Raw genomic sequence first — 16,438 nt, 5'->3', positions numbered from 1 at the left:
GGGCGTTTCAGGTATTAACGCTTGTAGATGAACTCGACACCTTCTTCGTCGTCTTCGTCCCAGTCGTCATCCCACTCTTCATCATCTTCAGCAACCGCTTCAGCATCTTCGAGTTGTTGGCGATGATAATCATCCCACATAAATTCAACTTTCTCAGGCTGCTGTTCTTCCTGTGCCTGCGCGATCGGGTTTTCAATGATGAACGTCATCACGTCCCAGCACAGCTCTTTGACGCCCTGCTGGCTGGCAGCAGAAATCAGGTAGAATTTATCTTTCCAGCCCAGTGCTTCAGCGATCGCTTTCGCTTTCTCTTCCGCTTCGGCTTTGTCCATCAGGTCAATCTTGTTGAACACCAGCCAGCGCGGCTTAGAAGCCAGCTTTTCGCTGTATTTTTCCAGTTCACCGACGATAACGCGCGCGTTTTCAGCCGGATCGGAACCATCGATCGGATCGATATCGATCAGATGCAGCAACACACGGCAGCGTTCCAGATGTTTCAGGAAGCGGATACCAAGACCTGCGCCATCGGCAGCCCCTTCAATCAGCCCCGGAATATCAGCAACCACAAAGCTCTTCTCGTTATCCATACGGACAACGCCCAGGCTCGGAACCAGAGTAGTAAACGGATAATCCGCCACTTTCGGTTTTGCAGCAGACACGGCACGAATAAAGGTTGATTTACCCGCATTCGGCATCCCCAGCATTCCCACATCCGCCAGCAGCATCAGCTCTAGTTGCAGATCGCGTTTATCACCCGGTGTACCCATCGTTTTCTGACGCGGAGTACGGTTAACGGATGATTTAAAACGGGTATTGCCCAGACCGTGCCAGCCGCCTTTGGCGACCATCAGACGCTGACCATGTTTGGTCATATCACCCATGGTTTCGCCAGTGCCCTGATCGATAACACGCGTACCAACAGGCACCTTCACGGTGATGTCTTTACCGCGCTTCCCGGTACAATCACGGCTCTGACCGTTCTGACCACGCTCTGCGCGGAAAGATTTTTCAAAACGGTAGTCAATCAGCGTGTTCAGGTTTTCGTCCGCTTCCAGCCAGACATCACCACCATCACCGCCATCGCCGCCGTCAGGGCCACCTTTCGGAATATATTTCTCGCGGCGGAAGCTTACACAGCCGTTACCACCATCGCCCGCCACGACAAGGATCGTAGCTTCATCAACAAACTTCATTTTACTCTCCGTAACTCATTCGCCTGAGCGGGGCACAGTGACGACCACTTCACGACTGCGCCAACGTCCCAGCAGACGATGGCCAATAGCGGAAAACATGGCGCCCGCAACCACGACAAACGCACCGAGATAACCGACCAGGTTTAACATCGGTCTGGCGAAAACATCGGGCCAGGCCATTGATAACACATCTGAAAATAACAACGTAAACAGCGGCGTCAACGTAATCAATGCGCTTACCTGCGCCGCCTGCCAGCGCGCCATTGCTTCCGCCAGCGCACCGTACCCAACCAGCGTATTCAGCCCGCAAAAAATCAGGCAAGCGAGTTGCCATTCGCTCAACTGGAACAGTACACCGGGCTTTGCCAGCGGCAATAATGCTATCGTACATAAAGTGTACAGCAAAAAGAGGATTTGCTGAGACGCCAGTCGACGCAATAATATTTTTTGCGCGACGCCGTAGCTCACCCACACCATTGCCGCACCGACCCCGAAAATAACACCCCAGGTGTAATCGGTCAGTCGGGTAAAAATCTCCACCAGGCTGGTATTGAAAAACATCACCAGACCACTGATTAGCATCAATGCACCAATCACTTGAGTACCACGCATCTTCTCTTTCAGAATAAAGACGCTGGCAATCATCATACCTACGGGAGAAAGCTGACCTATCACCTGCGAGGCCGTCGGGCTGACATACTGCAGGGAAGAGCTGAACAGAATAAAGTTTCCGAACAACCCACCAGTGGCAATAGCCAACAAAATTAACCAACGCGGCTTACGAAACATTTGCAGTGGAGGAAATTTCCTCTTGTAGCCCAGAATCAGGCCGAGGCCGATCCCTGCCATTAAAAAGCGATAAAATACCACCGTAGGCGGCTCCATCACTTCCAGCACCTGCTTCATCGCAATAGGTAGCGCCCCCCAGCACATCGCAGTGATGAGCGCCAGGACGATACCTATGCCTGCCTGCTGTTTCATGCCCGTATTCCCTGCCAGAAATTTTACCGGACTTCTAATGTAAAAAGCCCCGCAACCTGTGCGGGGCTTTCTTCCGTTACCGGGACGCGAAAAACTTATTCAGCAACGATGCTGATAAATGTACGGTTTTTCGGGCCTTTAACTTCGAACTTAACTTTACCGTCAGTCAAAGCGAACAGAGTATGGTCACGGCCGCAACCTACGTTAGGGCCAGCATGGAACTTGGTGCCACGCTGACGAACGATAATGCTACCTGCCAGAACTGCTTCTCCGCCAAAGCGTTTTACGCCCAGACGTTTAGCTTCTGAATCGCGACCGTTACGAGTTGAGCCGCCAGCCTTTTTATGTGCCATTTAAATCTACTCCTCAGGTCTTAGGCGCTGATGCCAGTAATTTTCACATCAGTGAACCACTGACGATGGCCCTGCTGCTTACGATAGTGTTTACGACGACGAAACTTAACGATTTTAACTTTCTCGCCACGACCGTGAGCAACAACTTCAGCTTTGATTAGGCCGCCATCAACGAAAGGAACGCCGATTTTGACTTCTTCACCGTTTGCGATCATCAGAACTTCAGCAAATTCAACAGATTCGCCAGTTGCGATGTCCAGCTTTTCCAGGCGAATGGTCTGACCTTCGCTTACTCGGTGTTGTTTACCACCACTTTGGAAAACCGCGTACATATAAAACTCCGCTTCCGCGCACATATTCTGATCAATCAGAGTGCGCTATAAATATTCACAATAGGGCGCGAATATTACGCAAATCGCGAGCCTTTGACAAGAGAGATCGTCACTCAACGAAGAAAAAAAACACAACTTGTAAGGTATCGTTTATCTGGCGCGTTTTTACAGTACAATCAACAATACTATTCTAACCCGTAACCCTTTGTTATCCCATTTTGATATGTGGTAAACAGGACTGAAAGCCCGGCTTTTGCGATGAATTTAGAAAAAATCAATGAGTTAACCGCGCAAGATATGGCGGGTGTGAATGCGACGATCCTGCAACAACTCAACTCGGATGTTCAGTTAATTAACCAGTTGGGTTATTACATCGTAAGCGGCGGTGGCAAACGCATCCGCCCAATGATAGCAGTACTGGCGGCGCGCGCCGTTGGATATGAAGGCAATTCACACATCACGATCGCAGCGCTGATCGAATTTATTCACACTGCGACACTTCTGCATGACGATGTTGTGGATGAATCTGACATGCGTCGCGGCAAAGCGACAGCCAATGCCGCATTTGGTAATGCAGCCAGCGTGCTGGTCGGGGATTTTATCTATACTCGCGCTTTTCAGATGATGACCAGTCTCGGTTCGCTGAGGGTGCTGGAACTGATGTCAGAAGCCGTGAACGTCATTGCCGAAGGTGAAGTGCTGCAATTGATGAACGTCAACGACCCGAACATCACCGAAGAAAACTACATGCGCGTCATCTATAGCAAAACCGCACGTCTGTTTGAAGCGGCGGCGCAGTGTTCCGGTCTGCTGGCCGGCTGCAACGAAGCAGAGGAAAAAGGGTTACAGGATTACGGCCGTTATCTGGGAACCGCGTTCCAGTTGATCGACGACTTGCTGGATTACAGCGCTGATGGCGAGACATTAGGTAAAAACACCGGTGATGACCTGAACGAGGGGAAACCGACGTTGCCACTGTTGCATGCTATGCATCACGGTACTCCGGAACAGGCGCAGATGATTCGCGAAGCCATTGAGCAAGGTAATGGTCGGCATCTTCTGGAACCTGTACTGGAAGCAATGGCAGCTTGCGGCTCACTGGAGTGGACTCGTCGTCGCGCCGAAGAGGAAGCGGATAAAGCGATTTCTGCTCTACAGGTTCTGCCTGATACCCCATGGAGAGAGGCACTGATCGGCCTGGCCCATATCGCGGTGCAGCGCGATCGTTAATCCTTCCAGATTCCCGCGCTTTGTCGCGGGAAAGTTCTTGTAAGTTTCCATAAATAAATCAAAACCTTTCAAATCACCTGACATCATTGCTTTGTCAAAATCCTAAAACACAAAATATACATGAACTTTTTAGAACAAAAATTCCTGTATGAGTATAGTAAGTATCACAAAAGGATTGGTATCAACTTCTATCAGGGAGATGTTATGGAAACGAAATTTATCGACTGGCATCAAGCCGATATTATTGCAGGGCTGCGTAAAAAAGGGACATCGCTGGCCGCAGAATCGCGAAAAAACGGGTTAAGCTCATCCACCCTTGCGAATGCATTGACCCGTTCCTGGCCGAAAGGAGAGTTGATTATCGCCAGGGCGCTGGGAACAGAGCCGTGGGTAATATGGCCATCGCGCTATTACGATCCCGTCACGCATGCTTTTATTGATAAAACAAAGCTGATGCGCAAAAAGCGCGGCGATAAGTAAGTAAAACCGGCCAGTAAAAAAGGGAGCAGAGGCTCCCTTTTTTGTCGCTAACTGTCGCTTACTCGCCTTTAACGCGCTCGATGTTTGCACCGAGAGCGCTGAGCTTATCTTCAATGCGTTCATAGCCGCGATCGATATGATAGATACGATCGACGATGGTTGTCCCTTCAGCAATACACCCCGCGAGCACCAGGCTTGCGGAAGCACGCAGATCGGTCGCCATTACCTGAGCGCCGGAGAGAACTTCTACGCCGTGGCAAATCGCCGTATTGCTTTCGATTTCCGCATGCGCGCCCATGCGGATCAGCTCCGGAATGTGCATGAAACGGTTTTCGAAAATGGTTTCAGTGATGACGCCGGTTCCTTCAGCGACCAGATTCAGCAGCGTAAATTGCGCCTGCATGTCGGTCGGGAACCCCGGATGCGGCGCAGTCCGCACATTCACTGCTTTCGGGCGTTTGCCGTGCATATCGAGGCTAATCCAGTCTTCACCGACCTCGATTTCAGCCCCTGCATCACGCAGTTTCGCCAGCACTGCATCCAGCGTATCCGGCTGAGCATTACGACAGACAATTTTGCCGCCGGAGATCGCCGCTGCAACGAGGAAAGTCCCCGTTTCAATACGGTCGGGCAACACGCGATAAACACCACCGCCAAGGCGTTGTACGCCTTCGATAGTAATGCGGTCAGTACCCATACCGGAGATTTTCGCACCAAGCGTGTTGAGGAAGTTTGCCGTATCGACAATTTCCGGCTCGCGGGCAGCATTCTCGATGATGGTTGTACCTTCCGCCAGCGTGGCTGCGGACATAATCGTAACCGTCGCGCCGACGCTCACTTTATCCATCACAATATGTGCGCCTTTCAGGCGGCCATTGACAGAGGCTTTTACATAACCCTCTTCCAGTTTGATCTCGGCACCCAACTGCTCCAGGCCGGTAATGTGCAAATCAACCGGACGCGCGCCGATTGCACAACCACCTGGCAGTGAAACCTGCCCCTGGCCGAAACGGGCAACCAGCGGCCCCAGCGCCCAAATAGAGGCACGCATGGTTTTCACCAGATCGTACGGCGCGCAGAACACATTCACTTTGCTGGCGTCGATCCATACGGACCCATTACGCTCCACCTTCGTACCCAGCTGGCTCAGCAGCTTCATGGTGGTGTCGATATCTTTCAGTTTCGGAACGTTGCGGATTTCGACCGGTTCTTCTGCCAGCAGGGCGGCAAAGAGGATCGGCAGTGCGGCATTTTTCGCACCTGAAATTGTCACTTCGCCCTGGAGACGCGTTGGCCCCTGTACACGAAACTTATCCATTCATCTGATCTCTGTTAAGAATTCACACGCGCAGCGGGACGAGCCCCACCTACGCTCAAAAGCCGTTTAATTTGCGATCGCGAGCCCACTCTTGCGGTGTATACGCTTTGATCGACAGGGCATGAATACGGTTATCCGCGATGTATTCCATCAGCGGGCCATAGATGGTTTGTTGTTTCTTTACCCGGCTCATGCCGTCAAAAATCTCACCCACAGCGACAACCTGAAAGTGGCTGCCATCGCCAGTGACGTGGGCTTCCTGGAGAGAGAGTGCGTTCATAAGCACTGTCTGGATTTCATGATTTTCCATGGGTGTAAATATCATCTGATAGTGAAAACAGTCACACATCTTAGAGGAAAGTGACGCGGTCTTAAACAAGCAAAAAGCCCCATCAATATAAAGGATGGGGCTTTAGATAGTAACGCTTTGAAAAAATTAGCGAGGGAGTACATCCTCGGGCAGGTTATACAGTGCTGCGAGCGTTGTGACATTATCGCTCATACCAGCCAACGAAATAGCGGTGCCCTGCTTTTTCCCCTCAGCGATAAGATGAATCAATAAAGCGACACCAGCCGTATCAACACGAGTTACGCCCTGTAAATCGATGCACGTTACACCTTTCATTGCCTCGACGCGTGCATTATACAGCGGGTTGAGGACATCCTGGTCCAGTTCCCCCTGCAACGTCAGGCTTTCACCCTCGCGCGACCAGCTGAGCTGCGGCGTCATTGTTTCTTCTCGTCCAGGGTAATTTTCTGGCGGGAAATAGACTGCAATTCCGCAGTCAGACCATCGATACCTTTCGTACGCAGCAGATCGCTCCACTCATTCTGTTTAGTGGTGATCATGCTGACCCCTTCGGCAATCATGTCGAAGGCCTGCCAGTTTCCGGTCTGCGTGTTTTTACGCCACTGGAAATCCAGTCGCACAGGCGGACGGCCGTTCGGATCAATGATGGTTACGCGGATCGGCACAATCGTGGCATCGCCCAGCGGCTGTTCCGGTGCAATCTGATAAGTCTGGCCGTGATACATCGCCAGCGCCTGGCCATAAGCCTGTTTCAGATACTCGCGGAAAGCGGCGAAATACGCGTCGCGCTGCGCCGGCGTAGCTTCTTTATAGTAACGACCCAGCACCAACGCACCAGCATACTTCACCTGTACATACGGCAGCAGTTCCTGATCGACGACATCACGCAAGTAGTCCGGGTTAGCGCGGATCTGCGGTTGCTCATTTTTGAGGCGATCGAACGTTTTCTGCGCCGCATCTTTCATTGCAGCATACGGGTTGCTTTGATCGGCAGCGACTGCCGCACCCAGCGGCGCCACTACTAACAGGGCAACCATTAATAAGCGTTTAAACATAACTCGATTCTCCTCTTAATTCGTCTGACCAGCAGACGGTGCGGCTTGAGTATTCCCTTCACCATGCGCTACCGCATCGCCTGAATTCTTATTGTCACCGCCTTTACTGTTGTAAAGGAATTGTCCGATGAGATCCTCAAGCACTATCGCGGACTTGGTGTCCTGAATTGTGCTGCCATCTTTAAGCATCGAGGTTCCCATTTCTGGATCGTCAAACCCGACATTCAACGCCAGATACTGTTCCCCCAGCAAACCCGACGTACGGATAGCCAGCGAACTGGTATCCGGGATCTGGTTGTAACGATCTTCGATATCCAGCGCCACGCGCGGCAGATAGGTTTTAGGATCGAGGGAGATATCAGCAACGCGACCAATCACTACCCCACCAATGCGGACCGGCGAGCGCGCTTTCAGGCCGCCGATATTGTCGAATGTCGCGTAAACGCGGTAGGTCGGTTCAGTACGCATTGACGTGACATCCGCCGCCTTCAGGCAGATGAAGAGTGCAGCCAGCAGCGCCAGCACCAGAAAAACACCTACCCAGATTTCACTTTTTTTCGTTTGCATGAACTCAATTCCCAAACATCAATGCGGTGAGCACAAAATCAAGACCGAGTACGGCCAGCGAGGAGTGCACAACGGTGCGCGTTGTCGCACGGCTAATCCCGGCAGAAGTCGGGATTGCATCGTAACCGTTAAACAACGCAATCCAGGTTACGGTAATAGCAAAGACCACGCTTTTTATCAGGCAGTTAACCAGGTCCCGCCGCAGTTCAACGGCGTTTTGCATCGCCGTCCAGAAAAAGCCGCTATCAATACCTTTCCAGTTAACCCCAACCAGCGAACCGCCCCAAATCCCGACCGCGACAAAAATGATCGTCAGCAGCGGCAGCGAGATAACACCAGCCCAAAAACGGGGAGAAATCACGCGACGTAACGGATCAACCGCCATCATCTCCAGGCTGGAGATCTGCTCAGTAGCGCGCATCAGGCCAATCTCGGCCGTCAACGCAGAACCCGCGCGGCCGGCAAACAGCAGTGCAGCAACCACCGGCCCCAATTCACGCAGCAGCGACAGCGCCACCAGCATGCCAAGGCTCGTTTCTGCGCTGTAAGTCGTCAGCACCAGATAACCCTGCAGGCCGAGCACCATACCAATAAACACGCCGGAGACAATAATGATGAGCATGGATAACACGCCGACGTTATAAAGCTGGCGAACCAGCAACGGCGCATGCTTACGGAATTCTGGCTTGCCAATCACCGCGTTGAACAACATCAAACCGGCACGCCCAAATGTGGCGATCGTTTTGATGCCGCGATGTCCTAGCGCCGCCAGTGCATTTAACAGCATGAGCGTCTTAACTCCCTGAATCTAATAAATCGAGCTGGTAATCACCAGCCGGATAGCGGAACGGCACCGGGCCATCGGCAATGCCATCAAGGAACTGACGCACGCGAGGATCGCTATTTTCCTGTAACCCCTGCGCACTACCGTGGGCAATGATCTTACGGTCAGCCACGATGTAGGCATAATCAGCAATGCTCAGCACTTCAGGCACATCATGAGAAACCACGATGCATGTGACGCCAAGCGCGCTATTGAGTTCAGAAATTAATTTTACCAGCACGCCCATAGTGATTGGATCCTGACCAACAAACGGCTCATCGAACATGATCAGATCCGGCTCCAGCGCGATAGCGCGCGCCAGCGCAGCACGTCGCGCCATGCCACCAGAGAGCTCCGAAGGCATCAGCCGTGCGGCGCCGCGCAAACCGACGGCTTCCAGCTTCATCATCACCGTGCTGTGCAATAGCGGCGCGGGCAGATGCGTATGCTCACGCAAGGGATAAGCAACGTTGTCAAAAACGTTCATATCCGTGAACAGCGCGCCAGACTGGAACAGCATGCTCATTCGTTTACGTACGGTAAAAAGACGCGAACGGCTCATTGCCGGCACGTTCTCGCCATCAAACAATATCTCGCCTTTGTCTGGCGGGATCTGGCCGCCAATCAAGCGCAGCAGCGTTGTTTTGCCGATCCCCGACGGCCCCATGATCGCGGTGATCTTACCGCGCGGTACCGTCAGTGAAATATTGTCGAAGATGGATCGATTGCCGCGGGAAAAACTCACGCCACGGACATCGACCAGATTCGCCACAGTCTGGCTCATTTTCTTTTCCTTTCGACCTTATCGGATATAAGCATGACGCTTGCTAACATCTAAAACCCAATATTTTTACAGAATATTACCCGCGGAGGTTAGCGAAAGCTGGCATTTGTTTTACTTTTGAGCCGCATAAAGTCAAAATTAGGAATCATTACGCTATGCGTAACGTCCGGTTTCGCACGACATGGCGGCCTGCAAACCGGCAGAATTATACCTTAAGAAAGGACGTTAGATGCTTTTAGCCACGGCGCTATTGATAATTGGTTTACTCCTGGTGGTCTACAGCGCCGATCGTCTGGTGTTCGCAGCTTCGATACTTTGCCGGGCATTAGGCGTACCCCCTTTAATCATCGGGATGACCGTTGTCAGTATCGGCACGTCATTACCAGAAATTATCACCTCGGTTGCAGCCTCCTTTCATGGCCAGCTTGATCTGGCTATCGGTACCGCCATCGGCTCCAACATTACCAATATCTTATTGATTCTCGGCGTCGCGGCGCTGCTGCACCCTTTTACCGTGCATTCCGATATTCTGCGTCGAGAATTACCGCTAACCTTGTTAGCCAGCTTGCTGGCTGGCGCTGTGCTTTACGATGGGCAGCTAACGCGCGTAGATGGCATTATTTTACTGTTATTAGCCGTGCTATGGCTGGTGTTCATTGTTAAAATTGCCCGCCACGCCGAGCGTCAGGGCAATGATAGCCTGACACGCGAGCAACTGGCTGAATTGCCACGCGATGGCACGCTCTCTGTCGCCTGCCTGTGGCTGGGCGTCGCGCTGATTATTATGCCGATGGCAACACGCATGGTGGTGGATAACGCCACCGTGGTGGCGAACTATTTTGCGATCAGCGAACTCACCATTGGCCTGACGGTTATTGCCATCGGCACCGGGCTTCCGGAACTGGCAACAGCCATTGCGGGAGCACGCAAGGGGGAAGACGATATTGCGATAGGCAATATCATTGGCTCCAACATTTTTAATATTGCTATCGTGCTTGGCTTGCCCGCGCTGATTGCGCCGGGCACGTTTAACCCGATGGCTTTTACGCGTGATTATGGCGTGATGTTACTGGTCAGCGCCATTTTTGCCCTTACCTGCTGGAAACGTAAGCAGATCAGTAAGGGCGTGGGCGCGCTGCTGTTTAGCGGGTTTATCGTATGGCTGGCGATGCTGTACTGGCTGTCGCCGCTTTTGACTGGATAATCGGATACGCATTATGTCGCAAATAGATTTGCAGCCGGGTTTTGACTTTCAACAAGCAGGCAAAGACGTCCTCGAGATTGAACGTGAAGGCCTCGCACAGCTTGATCAATACATCAACCATGACTTCGCTCAGGCGTGCGAGAAAATGTTCTATTGCGCCGGCAAAGTAGTGGTGATGGGGATGGGAAAATCCGGCCATATCGGCAGAAAAATGGCGGCCACATTCGCCAGCACGGGCACCCCTTCCTTTTTTGTCCATCCCGGCGAGGCGGCTCATGGCGATCTGGGTATGGTCAGCCCGCAGGATGTGGTGATCGCCCTGTCTAACTCTGGCGAATCAAACGAAATACTGGCGCTGATCCCGGTACTGAAACGGCTAAAAGTTTCGCTGATCTGTATGACCAGCCGCCCGGAAAGCAGTATGGCGCGCGCGGCGGATATTCATCTCTGCGTGAAGGTGCCTAAAGAAGCCTGCCCGCTTGGCCTGGCGCCGACTTCCAGTACCACAGCCGCGTTGGTCATGGGTGATGCGCTGGCGGTTGCGCTATTGAAAGCGCGTGGGTTTACCGCAGAGGATTTCGCCCTTTCTCACCCTGGCGGCGCGCTGGGACGCAAGCTGTTGTTGCGCGTCAACGATATCATGCACACCGGCGATGAGATCCCGCATGTCAGCAAGGCCGCCAGTTTGCGCGATGCGCTGCTGGAGATCACACGCAAAAATTTAGGTATGACGGTGATCTGCGACGATCTGATGAAGATCGAAGGCATTTTTACCGACGGCGACTTACGTCGCGTGTTTGATATGGGCGGAGATGTACGCAACATGGGTATTGCTGACGTGATGACACCGGGCGGCATTCGCGTACGGCCTAATACGCTTGCGGTTGATGCGCTGAACCTGATGCAGTCCCGCCACATTACCTCGGTGATGGTTGCCGATGGCGACCAGTTGCTGGGTGTGTTACATATGCATGATTTGCTGCGCGCTGGCGTAGTGTAAAGAAGGACATCAGAATGAGTAATGCTGGCGCGTCGCTTCCAACCTGTTATGGGCCGGTTAGCGCGCAAGTCATGAGTAAAGCGGAAAAAATTCGCCTGCTGATCCTCGATGTGGACGGCGTGCTATCCGATGGCCTCATCTATATGGGCAACAATGGGGAAGAGCTAAAAGCGTTTAACGTTCGCGATGGCTACGGGATCCGCTGTGCATTAACTTCCGGCATTGAGATCGCCATTATTACCGGTCGAAAAGCTAAACTGGTAGAAGATCGTTGTGAAACCCTGAAGATTAAGCACCTGTATCAGGGACAGTCGGATAAACTACTGGCCTACCATGAATTACTGGCCAGGCTGGCGCTAACGCCGGAGCAGGTTGCCTATGTGGGTGATGATTTAATTGACTGGCCGGTGATGGCCGAAATTGGTCTAAGCATTGCCGTCGCCGATGCGCATCCCTTGCTGCTTCCGCGTGCCGATTATGTTACGCGCATCAATGGAGGCCGCGGCGCAGTCCGTGAAGTGTGTGATTTGTTGCTGCTGGCGCAGGGCAAGCTGGATGAGGCCAAAGGGCAATCGATATGAGTAAAACCAGACGTTGGGTCATTATTCTACTGGCGCTGGTCGCTTTGGTACTGATTGGTATTAACCTGACCTCTCAGGATGAACCTGAACAAACCACAACTGACGACAAAGCGCCAACCTACACCAGCAAACACACCGACACGGTGGTTTATAGCCCGGAAGGTGCGCTCAACTACCGCTTGATTGCGCAAAATGTCGAATACTACTCCGTCGATGGCGTGAGTTGGTACGCGAAACCGGTGCTGACAACCTTTGACCAGAACAAAATACCGACCTGGTCAATTAAGTCAGATAAAGCGAAATTAACAAGCGACAGAATGCTTTACCTTTACGGACATGTTGAGGTCAACGCATTGACAGCAGATGCACAGCTACGAAAAATCACCACGGATAACGCCCAGATCAATCTGGTAACGCAGGATGTTACTTCCGATGATCAGGTAACATTGTACGGAACAACATTTAATTCCACCGGCCTGAAAATGCGCGGCAACTTACGCAGCAAAAACGCCGAGCTGATTGAAAAGGTTAGAAGCTCCTATGAAATTCAAAACAAACAAACTCAGCCTTAACCTGGTTCTTGCCAGTACGCTTTTTGCCGCTGCGCTTCCGGCTTTTGCCGTGACCGGTGATACCGAACAGCCGATCCATATCGACTCCGATCAGCAGTCGCTGGATATGCAGGGCAATATTGTCACCTTCACCGGCAATGTCGTGGTGACGCAGGGAACCATTAAAATCAACGCCGATAAAGTGGTGGTGACGCGTCCGGGCGGCCAGCAAGGCAAAGAGATCATTGATGGTTATGGCAACCCGGCTACGTTTTATCAGATGCAGGACAACGGCAAACCGGTGAAAGGCCACGCTTTACAGATGCACTACGAGCTGGAAAAAGATTTTGTCGTGCTGACCGGTAAGGCCTATCTCGAGCAGCTGGACAGCAACATCACAGGCGACAAGATCACCTACCTGGTGAAAGAGCAGAAAATGCAGGCGTTCAGCGACAAAGGTAAACGCGTCACCACCGTACTGGTGCCGTCGCAGTTGCAGGACAAGGGCAACACCCAAACCCCGGCTCCTAAGAAGAGTAACTAATTCGTTATGGCAACATTAACTGCAAAGAATCTCGCGAAAGCCTATAAGGGTCGCCGCGTGGTTGAAGACGTCAGCCTGACCGTTAACTCTGGCGAAATTGTTGGGCTACTTGGCCCTAACGGCGCAGGGAAAACGACCACCTTCTATATGGTGGTCGGGATTGTTCCGCGTGACGCGGGCAATATCATTATTGATGACGACGATATCAGCTTACTGCCACTGCATGCGCGCGCACGTCGCGGCATCGGTTATTTGCCGCAGGAAGCGTCTATTTTTCGTCGTTTGAGCGTGTACGACAACCTGATGGCGGTGCTTCAGATCCGTGACGATCTGACTTCCGAACAGCGCGAGGATCGCGCTAACGAGTTGATGGAAGAGTTCCATATTGAGCATCTGCGCGACAATATGGGACAGTCCCTTTCCGGTGGTGAACGTCGCCGCGTTGAAATTGCGCGCGCACTGGCGGCAAATCCTAAATTTATCTTGCTGGATGAACCCTTTGCGGGCGTCGATCCTATTTCGGTTATCGACATCAAACGCATCATTGAACACTTACGTGACAGTGGGTTAGGCGTGTTAATTACTGATCACAATGTTCGCGAAACGCTGGCGGTGTGTGAACGTGCTTATATCGTCAGCCAGGGGCATTTAATTGCTCATGGTACACCGCAGCAAATCCTTGAAGACGAACACGTTAAGCGCGTATATCTTGGGGAAGACTTCAGACTCTGATAGGGTAGAGTTTATTGAGGTATTTTGGCGGAGAGTGCTGCTCTGAATATGAAGCAAGGTTTGCAATTAAGGCTTAGCCAACAGCTAGCTATGACGCCGCAACTGCAACAGGCTATCCGTCTGTTGCAGCTGTCTACGTTAGAACTTCAGCAGGAACTTCAGCAAGCGCTGGAGAGTAACCCATTGCTGGAACAAGCCGATCTTCATGAAGAAGTGGATAGCCAACAAACCCAGGAAAATGAAGGCCTGGATACTGTAGACGCGCTCGAACAGAAAGAGATGCCTGAAGAGCTGCCGCTGGACGCCAGCTGGGATGAGATTTATACCGCCGGAACGCCTTCCGGCAGCAGCCACGATTATATTGATGACGAACTGCCGATTTATCAGGGTGAAACGACACAGTCTCTTCAGGATTACCTGATGTGGCAGGTAGAGTTAACGCCGTTTTCCGATACCGATCGCGCAATCGCAACCTCTATTGTCGATGCTGTCGATGAGACCGGCTACCTTACCGTGTCGCTTGAGGATGTGCTGGAAAGCATGGGCGATGAAGAAATCGGTCTCGATGAAGTTGAAGCGGTATTAAAGCGCGTTCAGCGTTTCGATCCGGTTGGCGTCGCTGCGCGCGATCTGCGCGACTGCCTGTTGATCCAACTGTCCCAATTCGCGAAAGATACGCCCTGGTGTGAAGAGGCTCGCCTGATTATCAGCGATCACCTTGATCTGCTCGCTAACCATGATTTCCGCTCTCTCATGCGCGTCACACGTCTTAAAGAGGATGTGCTGAAAGAAGCAGTAAATCTGATCCAGTCGCTGGATCCGCGCCCCGGCCAGTCGATCCAGACCGGTGAACCAGAATATGTCATCCCGGATGTGCTGGTGCGTAAGCACAACGGGCGCTGGACGGTAGAACTGAACTCCGACAGCATTCCGCGTCTGCAAATCAACCAGCACTACGCTTCAATGGGCGGCGGCGCGCGCAATGACGCCGACACCCAGTTTATCCGCAGTAATTTGCAGGAAGCGAAGTGGCTGATCAAAAGCCTTGAAAGCCGTAATGACACGCTATTGCGCGTCAGCCGCTGCATCGTCGAGCAGCAGCAGGCATTCTTTGAACAGGGCGAAGAGTTTATGAAACCGATGGTGCTGGCGGATATCGCTCAGGCCGTCGAAATGCACGAGTCCACGATTTCCCGTGTGACAACGCAGAAGTACCTGCACAGTCCTCGCGGCATTTTTGAACTGAAGTATTTCTTCTCCAGCCATGTGAATACGGAAGGCGGCGGCGAAGCCTCGTCAACAGCCATTCGCGCACTGGTTAAGAAATTAATCGCCGCAGAAAACCCTGCAAAACCACTGAGCGACAGTAAGCTGACGACGCTCCTTTCCGATCAAGGAATTATGGTAGCGCGGCGTACCGTTGCGAAGTATCGAGAGTCTTTATCCATTCCGCCGTCTAACCAGCGTAAACAGCTGGTGTGACCCAACCGATAAGGAAGACACTATGCAGCTTAACATCACAGGACAAAACGTCGAAATCACTGATGCCTTACGTGAATTTGTGAACAGCAAATTTGCCAAGCTTGAGCAGTATTTCGAAAGGATTAATCAGGTCTATATTGTGTTGAAAGTGGAGAAAGTGATCCATACCTCGGATGCAACCCTGCATGTTAATGGAGGCGAGTTGCATGCCAGCGCGGAAGGACAGGATATGTACGCTGCCATCGACGGTTTGATCGATAAACTGTCGCGGCAGCTCACGAAACATAAAGATAAACTGAAACAACACTAATTGTCCGGGCGTTCGTTTGGCGCGTTGCACCCTACCGCAACCCGGTAGGGTGCGTGGCTCTGACGGCGCTTAGGTGAAATTATGATGAATAACGATTCCGCTCTTCAACTGAGCAATGTCCTTAACCAGGAATGTACACGTAGCGGCGTTCACTGCCAGAGCAAAAAACGTGCTCTGGAAATCATCAGTGAACTGGCGGCAAAACAGCTTGGCCTGCCGCCACAGGTCGTTTTCGAAGCCATTCTTACGCGTGAGAAGATGGGCAGTACCGGTATTGGTAACGGTATAGCCATCCCCCACGGTAAGCTGGAAGAGGACACGCTGCGCGCCGTCGGCGTTTTTGTACAACTCGAAACGCCCATTGCTTTCGACGCTATCGATAATCAGCCTGTCGATCTGCTGTTTGCACTACTGGTGCCGGCCGATCAAACCAAAACGCATCTGCATACGCTCTCGCTGGTGGCCAAACGGCTGGCGGATAAAACCATTTGCCGTCGCCTGCGCAGTGCGCAGAACGATGAAGAGCTGTATCAGATAATCACGCAGACAGAAGGCGAAAGCGACGATGCGTAACGGGAAGAACACCTTTTTTGTCGTTATGGGGAGAA

At 52.2% G+C, this 16,438-nt stretch carries 22 protein-coding genes; 11 read left to right on the top strand and 11 right to left on the bottom strand.

Going from position 1 to position 16,438, the window contains the following annotated elements:
* Nucleotides 1-14: 14 nt before the first annotated feature.
* The 4 genes from cgtA to rplU form a co-directional block, all read right to left on the bottom strand.
* Complete coding sequence (gene cgtA / locus Y71_RS02690; RefSeq protein ID WP_007369916.1) at nucleotides 15-1,193, bottom strand: Obg family GTPase CgtA; 1,179 nt, start codon at nucleotides 1,191-1,193, stop codon at nucleotides 15-17.
* A gap of 15 nt (nucleotides 1,194-1,208) precedes the next feature.
* Nucleotides 1,209-2,174 carry a DMT family transporter gene (locus Y71_RS02685; RefSeq protein WP_007369915.1) on the bottom strand — a complete coding sequence of 322 codons (966 nt, stop codon included), beginning with the start codon at nucleotides 2,172-2,174 and terminating at the stop codon, nucleotides 1,209-1,211.
* 95 nt (nucleotides 2,175-2,269) lie between these two features.
* A complete protein-coding gene (gene rpmA / locus Y71_RS02680; protein ID WP_007369914.1) occupies nucleotides 2,270-2,527 on the bottom strand; it encodes a 50S ribosomal protein L27 in 258 nt (85 codons plus the stop codon).
* A gap of 20 nt (nucleotides 2,528-2,547) precedes the next feature.
* Nucleotides 2,548-2,859, bottom strand: coding sequence for a 50S ribosomal protein L21 (gene rplU / locus Y71_RS02675; protein WP_007369913.1), 312 nt, complete (start codon nucleotides 2,857-2,859; stop codon nucleotides 2,548-2,550).
* 258 nt (nucleotides 2,860-3,117) lie between these two features.
* Between rplU and ispB the strand changes: the two genes are divergently transcribed.
* Complete coding sequence (ispB, locus tag Y71_RS02670; protein WP_007369912.1) at nucleotides 3,118-4,089, top strand: octaprenyl diphosphate synthase; 972 nt, start codon at nucleotides 3,118-3,120, stop codon at nucleotides 4,087-4,089.
* A 204-nt stretch (nucleotides 4,090-4,293) separates the two neighbouring features.
* Nucleotides 4,294-4,569 carry a DNA-binding transcriptional regulator SfsB gene (sfsB, locus tag Y71_RS02665; protein ID WP_007369911.1) on the top strand — a complete coding sequence of 92 codons (276 nt, stop codon included), beginning with the start codon at nucleotides 4,294-4,296 and terminating at the stop codon, nucleotides 4,567-4,569.
* Nucleotides 4,570-4,627: 58 nt separating this feature from the next.
* On the opposite strand, the gene murA is transcribed toward sfsB, so the two are convergent.
* From murA to mlaF, 7 genes are all read right to left on the bottom strand, one after another.
* A complete protein-coding gene (murA, locus tag Y71_RS02660; RefSeq protein WP_007369910.1) occupies nucleotides 4,628-5,887 on the bottom strand; it encodes a UDP-N-acetylglucosamine 1-carboxyvinyltransferase in 1,260 nt (419 codons plus the stop codon).
* Between the two features lie 55 nt (nucleotides 5,888-5,942).
* Nucleotides 5,943-6,197: a BolA family iron metabolism protein IbaG gene (gene ibaG, locus Y71_RS02655; RefSeq protein ID WP_007369909.1), complete on the bottom strand. Its 255-nt coding sequence runs from the start codon at nucleotides 6,195-6,197 to the stop codon at nucleotides 5,943-5,945.
* Nucleotides 6,198-6,323: 126 nt separating this feature from the next.
* Nucleotides 6,324-6,617, bottom strand: coding sequence for a lipid asymmetry maintenance protein MlaB (mlaB, locus tag Y71_RS02650; protein WP_007369908.1), 294 nt, complete (start codon nucleotides 6,615-6,617; stop codon nucleotides 6,324-6,326).
* Nucleotides 6,614-7,252 carry a phospholipid-binding protein MlaC gene (mlaC, locus tag Y71_RS02645; RefSeq protein ID WP_007369907.1) on the bottom strand — a complete coding sequence of 213 codons (639 nt, stop codon included), beginning with the start codon at nucleotides 7,250-7,252 and terminating at the stop codon, nucleotides 6,614-6,616. Before mlaC ends, mlaB begins: the two co-directional genes overlap by 4 nt.
* Before the next feature lie 15 nt (nucleotides 7,253-7,267).
* Nucleotides 7,268-7,819, bottom strand: coding sequence for an outer membrane lipid asymmetry maintenance protein MlaD (gene mlaD, locus Y71_RS02640; RefSeq protein ID WP_007369906.1), 552 nt, complete (start codon nucleotides 7,817-7,819; stop codon nucleotides 7,268-7,270).
* 4 nt (nucleotides 7,820-7,823) lie between these two features.
* Entirely contained in the window at nucleotides 7,824-8,606 is a 783-nt protein-coding gene (gene mlaE, locus Y71_RS02635; RefSeq protein WP_007369905.1) for a lipid asymmetry maintenance ABC transporter permease subunit MlaE, read from the bottom strand.
* A 7-nt stretch (nucleotides 8,607-8,613) separates the two neighbouring features.
* On the bottom strand, nucleotides 8,614-9,426 hold the full coding sequence (gene mlaF / locus Y71_RS02630; RefSeq protein ID WP_007369904.1) for a phospholipid ABC transporter ATP-binding protein MlaF: 813 nt from the start codon (nucleotides 9,424-9,426) through the stop codon (nucleotides 8,614-8,616).
* A gap of 229 nt (nucleotides 9,427-9,655) precedes the next feature.
* Between mlaF and Y71_RS02625 the strand changes: the two genes are divergently transcribed.
* The 9 genes from Y71_RS02625 (at nucleotide 9,656) to ptsN (ending at nucleotide 16,403) form a co-directional block, all read left to right on the top strand.
* Nucleotides 9,656-10,630, top strand: coding sequence for a calcium/sodium antiporter (locus Y71_RS02625; protein WP_007369903.1), 975 nt, complete (start codon nucleotides 9,656-9,658; stop codon nucleotides 10,628-10,630).
* A gap of 13 nt (nucleotides 10,631-10,643) precedes the next feature.
* Nucleotides 10,644-11,630, top strand: coding sequence for an arabinose-5-phosphate isomerase KdsD (gene kdsD, locus Y71_RS02620; protein WP_007369902.1), 987 nt, complete (start codon nucleotides 10,644-10,646; stop codon nucleotides 11,628-11,630).
* Nucleotides 11,631-11,644: 14 nt separating this feature from the next.
* The gene (gene kdsC / locus Y71_RS02615; protein ID WP_007369901.1) at nucleotides 11,645-12,211 is read left to right on the top strand and encodes a 3-deoxy-manno-octulosonate-8-phosphatase KdsC; all 567 of its coding nucleotides are present in this window, start codon (nucleotides 11,645-11,647) and stop codon (nucleotides 12,209-12,211) included.
* Nucleotides 12,208-12,783 carry an LPS export ABC transporter periplasmic protein LptC gene (gene lptC / locus Y71_RS02610; protein ID WP_007369900.1) on the top strand — a complete coding sequence of 192 codons (576 nt, stop codon included), beginning with the start codon at nucleotides 12,208-12,210 and terminating at the stop codon, nucleotides 12,781-12,783. Before kdsC ends, lptC begins: the two co-directional genes overlap by 4 nt.
* Nucleotides 12,752-13,306, top strand: coding sequence for a lipopolysaccharide ABC transporter substrate-binding protein LptA (gene lptA, locus Y71_RS02605; RefSeq protein ID WP_007369899.1), 555 nt, complete (start codon nucleotides 12,752-12,754; stop codon nucleotides 13,304-13,306). Before lptC ends, lptA begins: the two co-directional genes overlap by 32 nt.
* Nucleotides 13,307-13,312: 6 nt before the next feature.
* On the top strand, nucleotides 13,313-14,038 hold the full coding sequence (lptB, locus tag Y71_RS02600) for an LPS export ABC transporter ATP-binding protein (RefSeq protein WP_007369898.1): 726 nt from the start codon (nucleotides 13,313-13,315) through the stop codon (nucleotides 14,036-14,038).
* Between the two features lie 48 nt (nucleotides 14,039-14,086).
* The gene (rpoN, locus tag Y71_RS02595; RefSeq protein WP_035887975.1) at nucleotides 14,087-15,520 is read left to right on the top strand and encodes an RNA polymerase factor sigma-54; all 1,434 of its coding nucleotides are present in this window, start codon (nucleotides 14,087-14,089) and stop codon (nucleotides 15,518-15,520) included.
* A 22-nt stretch (nucleotides 15,521-15,542) separates the two neighbouring features.
* A complete protein-coding gene (gene hpf / locus Y71_RS02590) occupies nucleotides 15,543-15,830 on the top strand; it encodes a ribosome hibernation promoting factor (RefSeq protein ID WP_007369896.1) in 288 nt (95 codons plus the stop codon).
* A gap of 81 nt (nucleotides 15,831-15,911) precedes the next feature.
* Nucleotides 15,912-16,403, top strand: a complete 492-nt coding sequence (gene ptsN, locus Y71_RS02585; protein ID WP_007369895.1) for a PTS IIA-like nitrogen regulatory protein PtsN — start codon at nucleotides 15,912-15,914, stop codon at nucleotides 16,401-16,403.
* Nucleotides 16,404-16,438 lie beyond the last annotated feature (35 nt).

Origin of the sequence: Kosakonia radicincitans DSM 16656, from assembly GCF_000280495.2 — a bacterium.
Taxonomy (GTDB): Bacteria; Pseudomonadota; Gammaproteobacteria; order Enterobacterales; family Enterobacteriaceae; genus Kosakonia; species Kosakonia radicincitans.
Note: the sequence above shows the minus strand (reverse complement) of the source record. Positions and strands in the feature narration are given on the sequence as shown.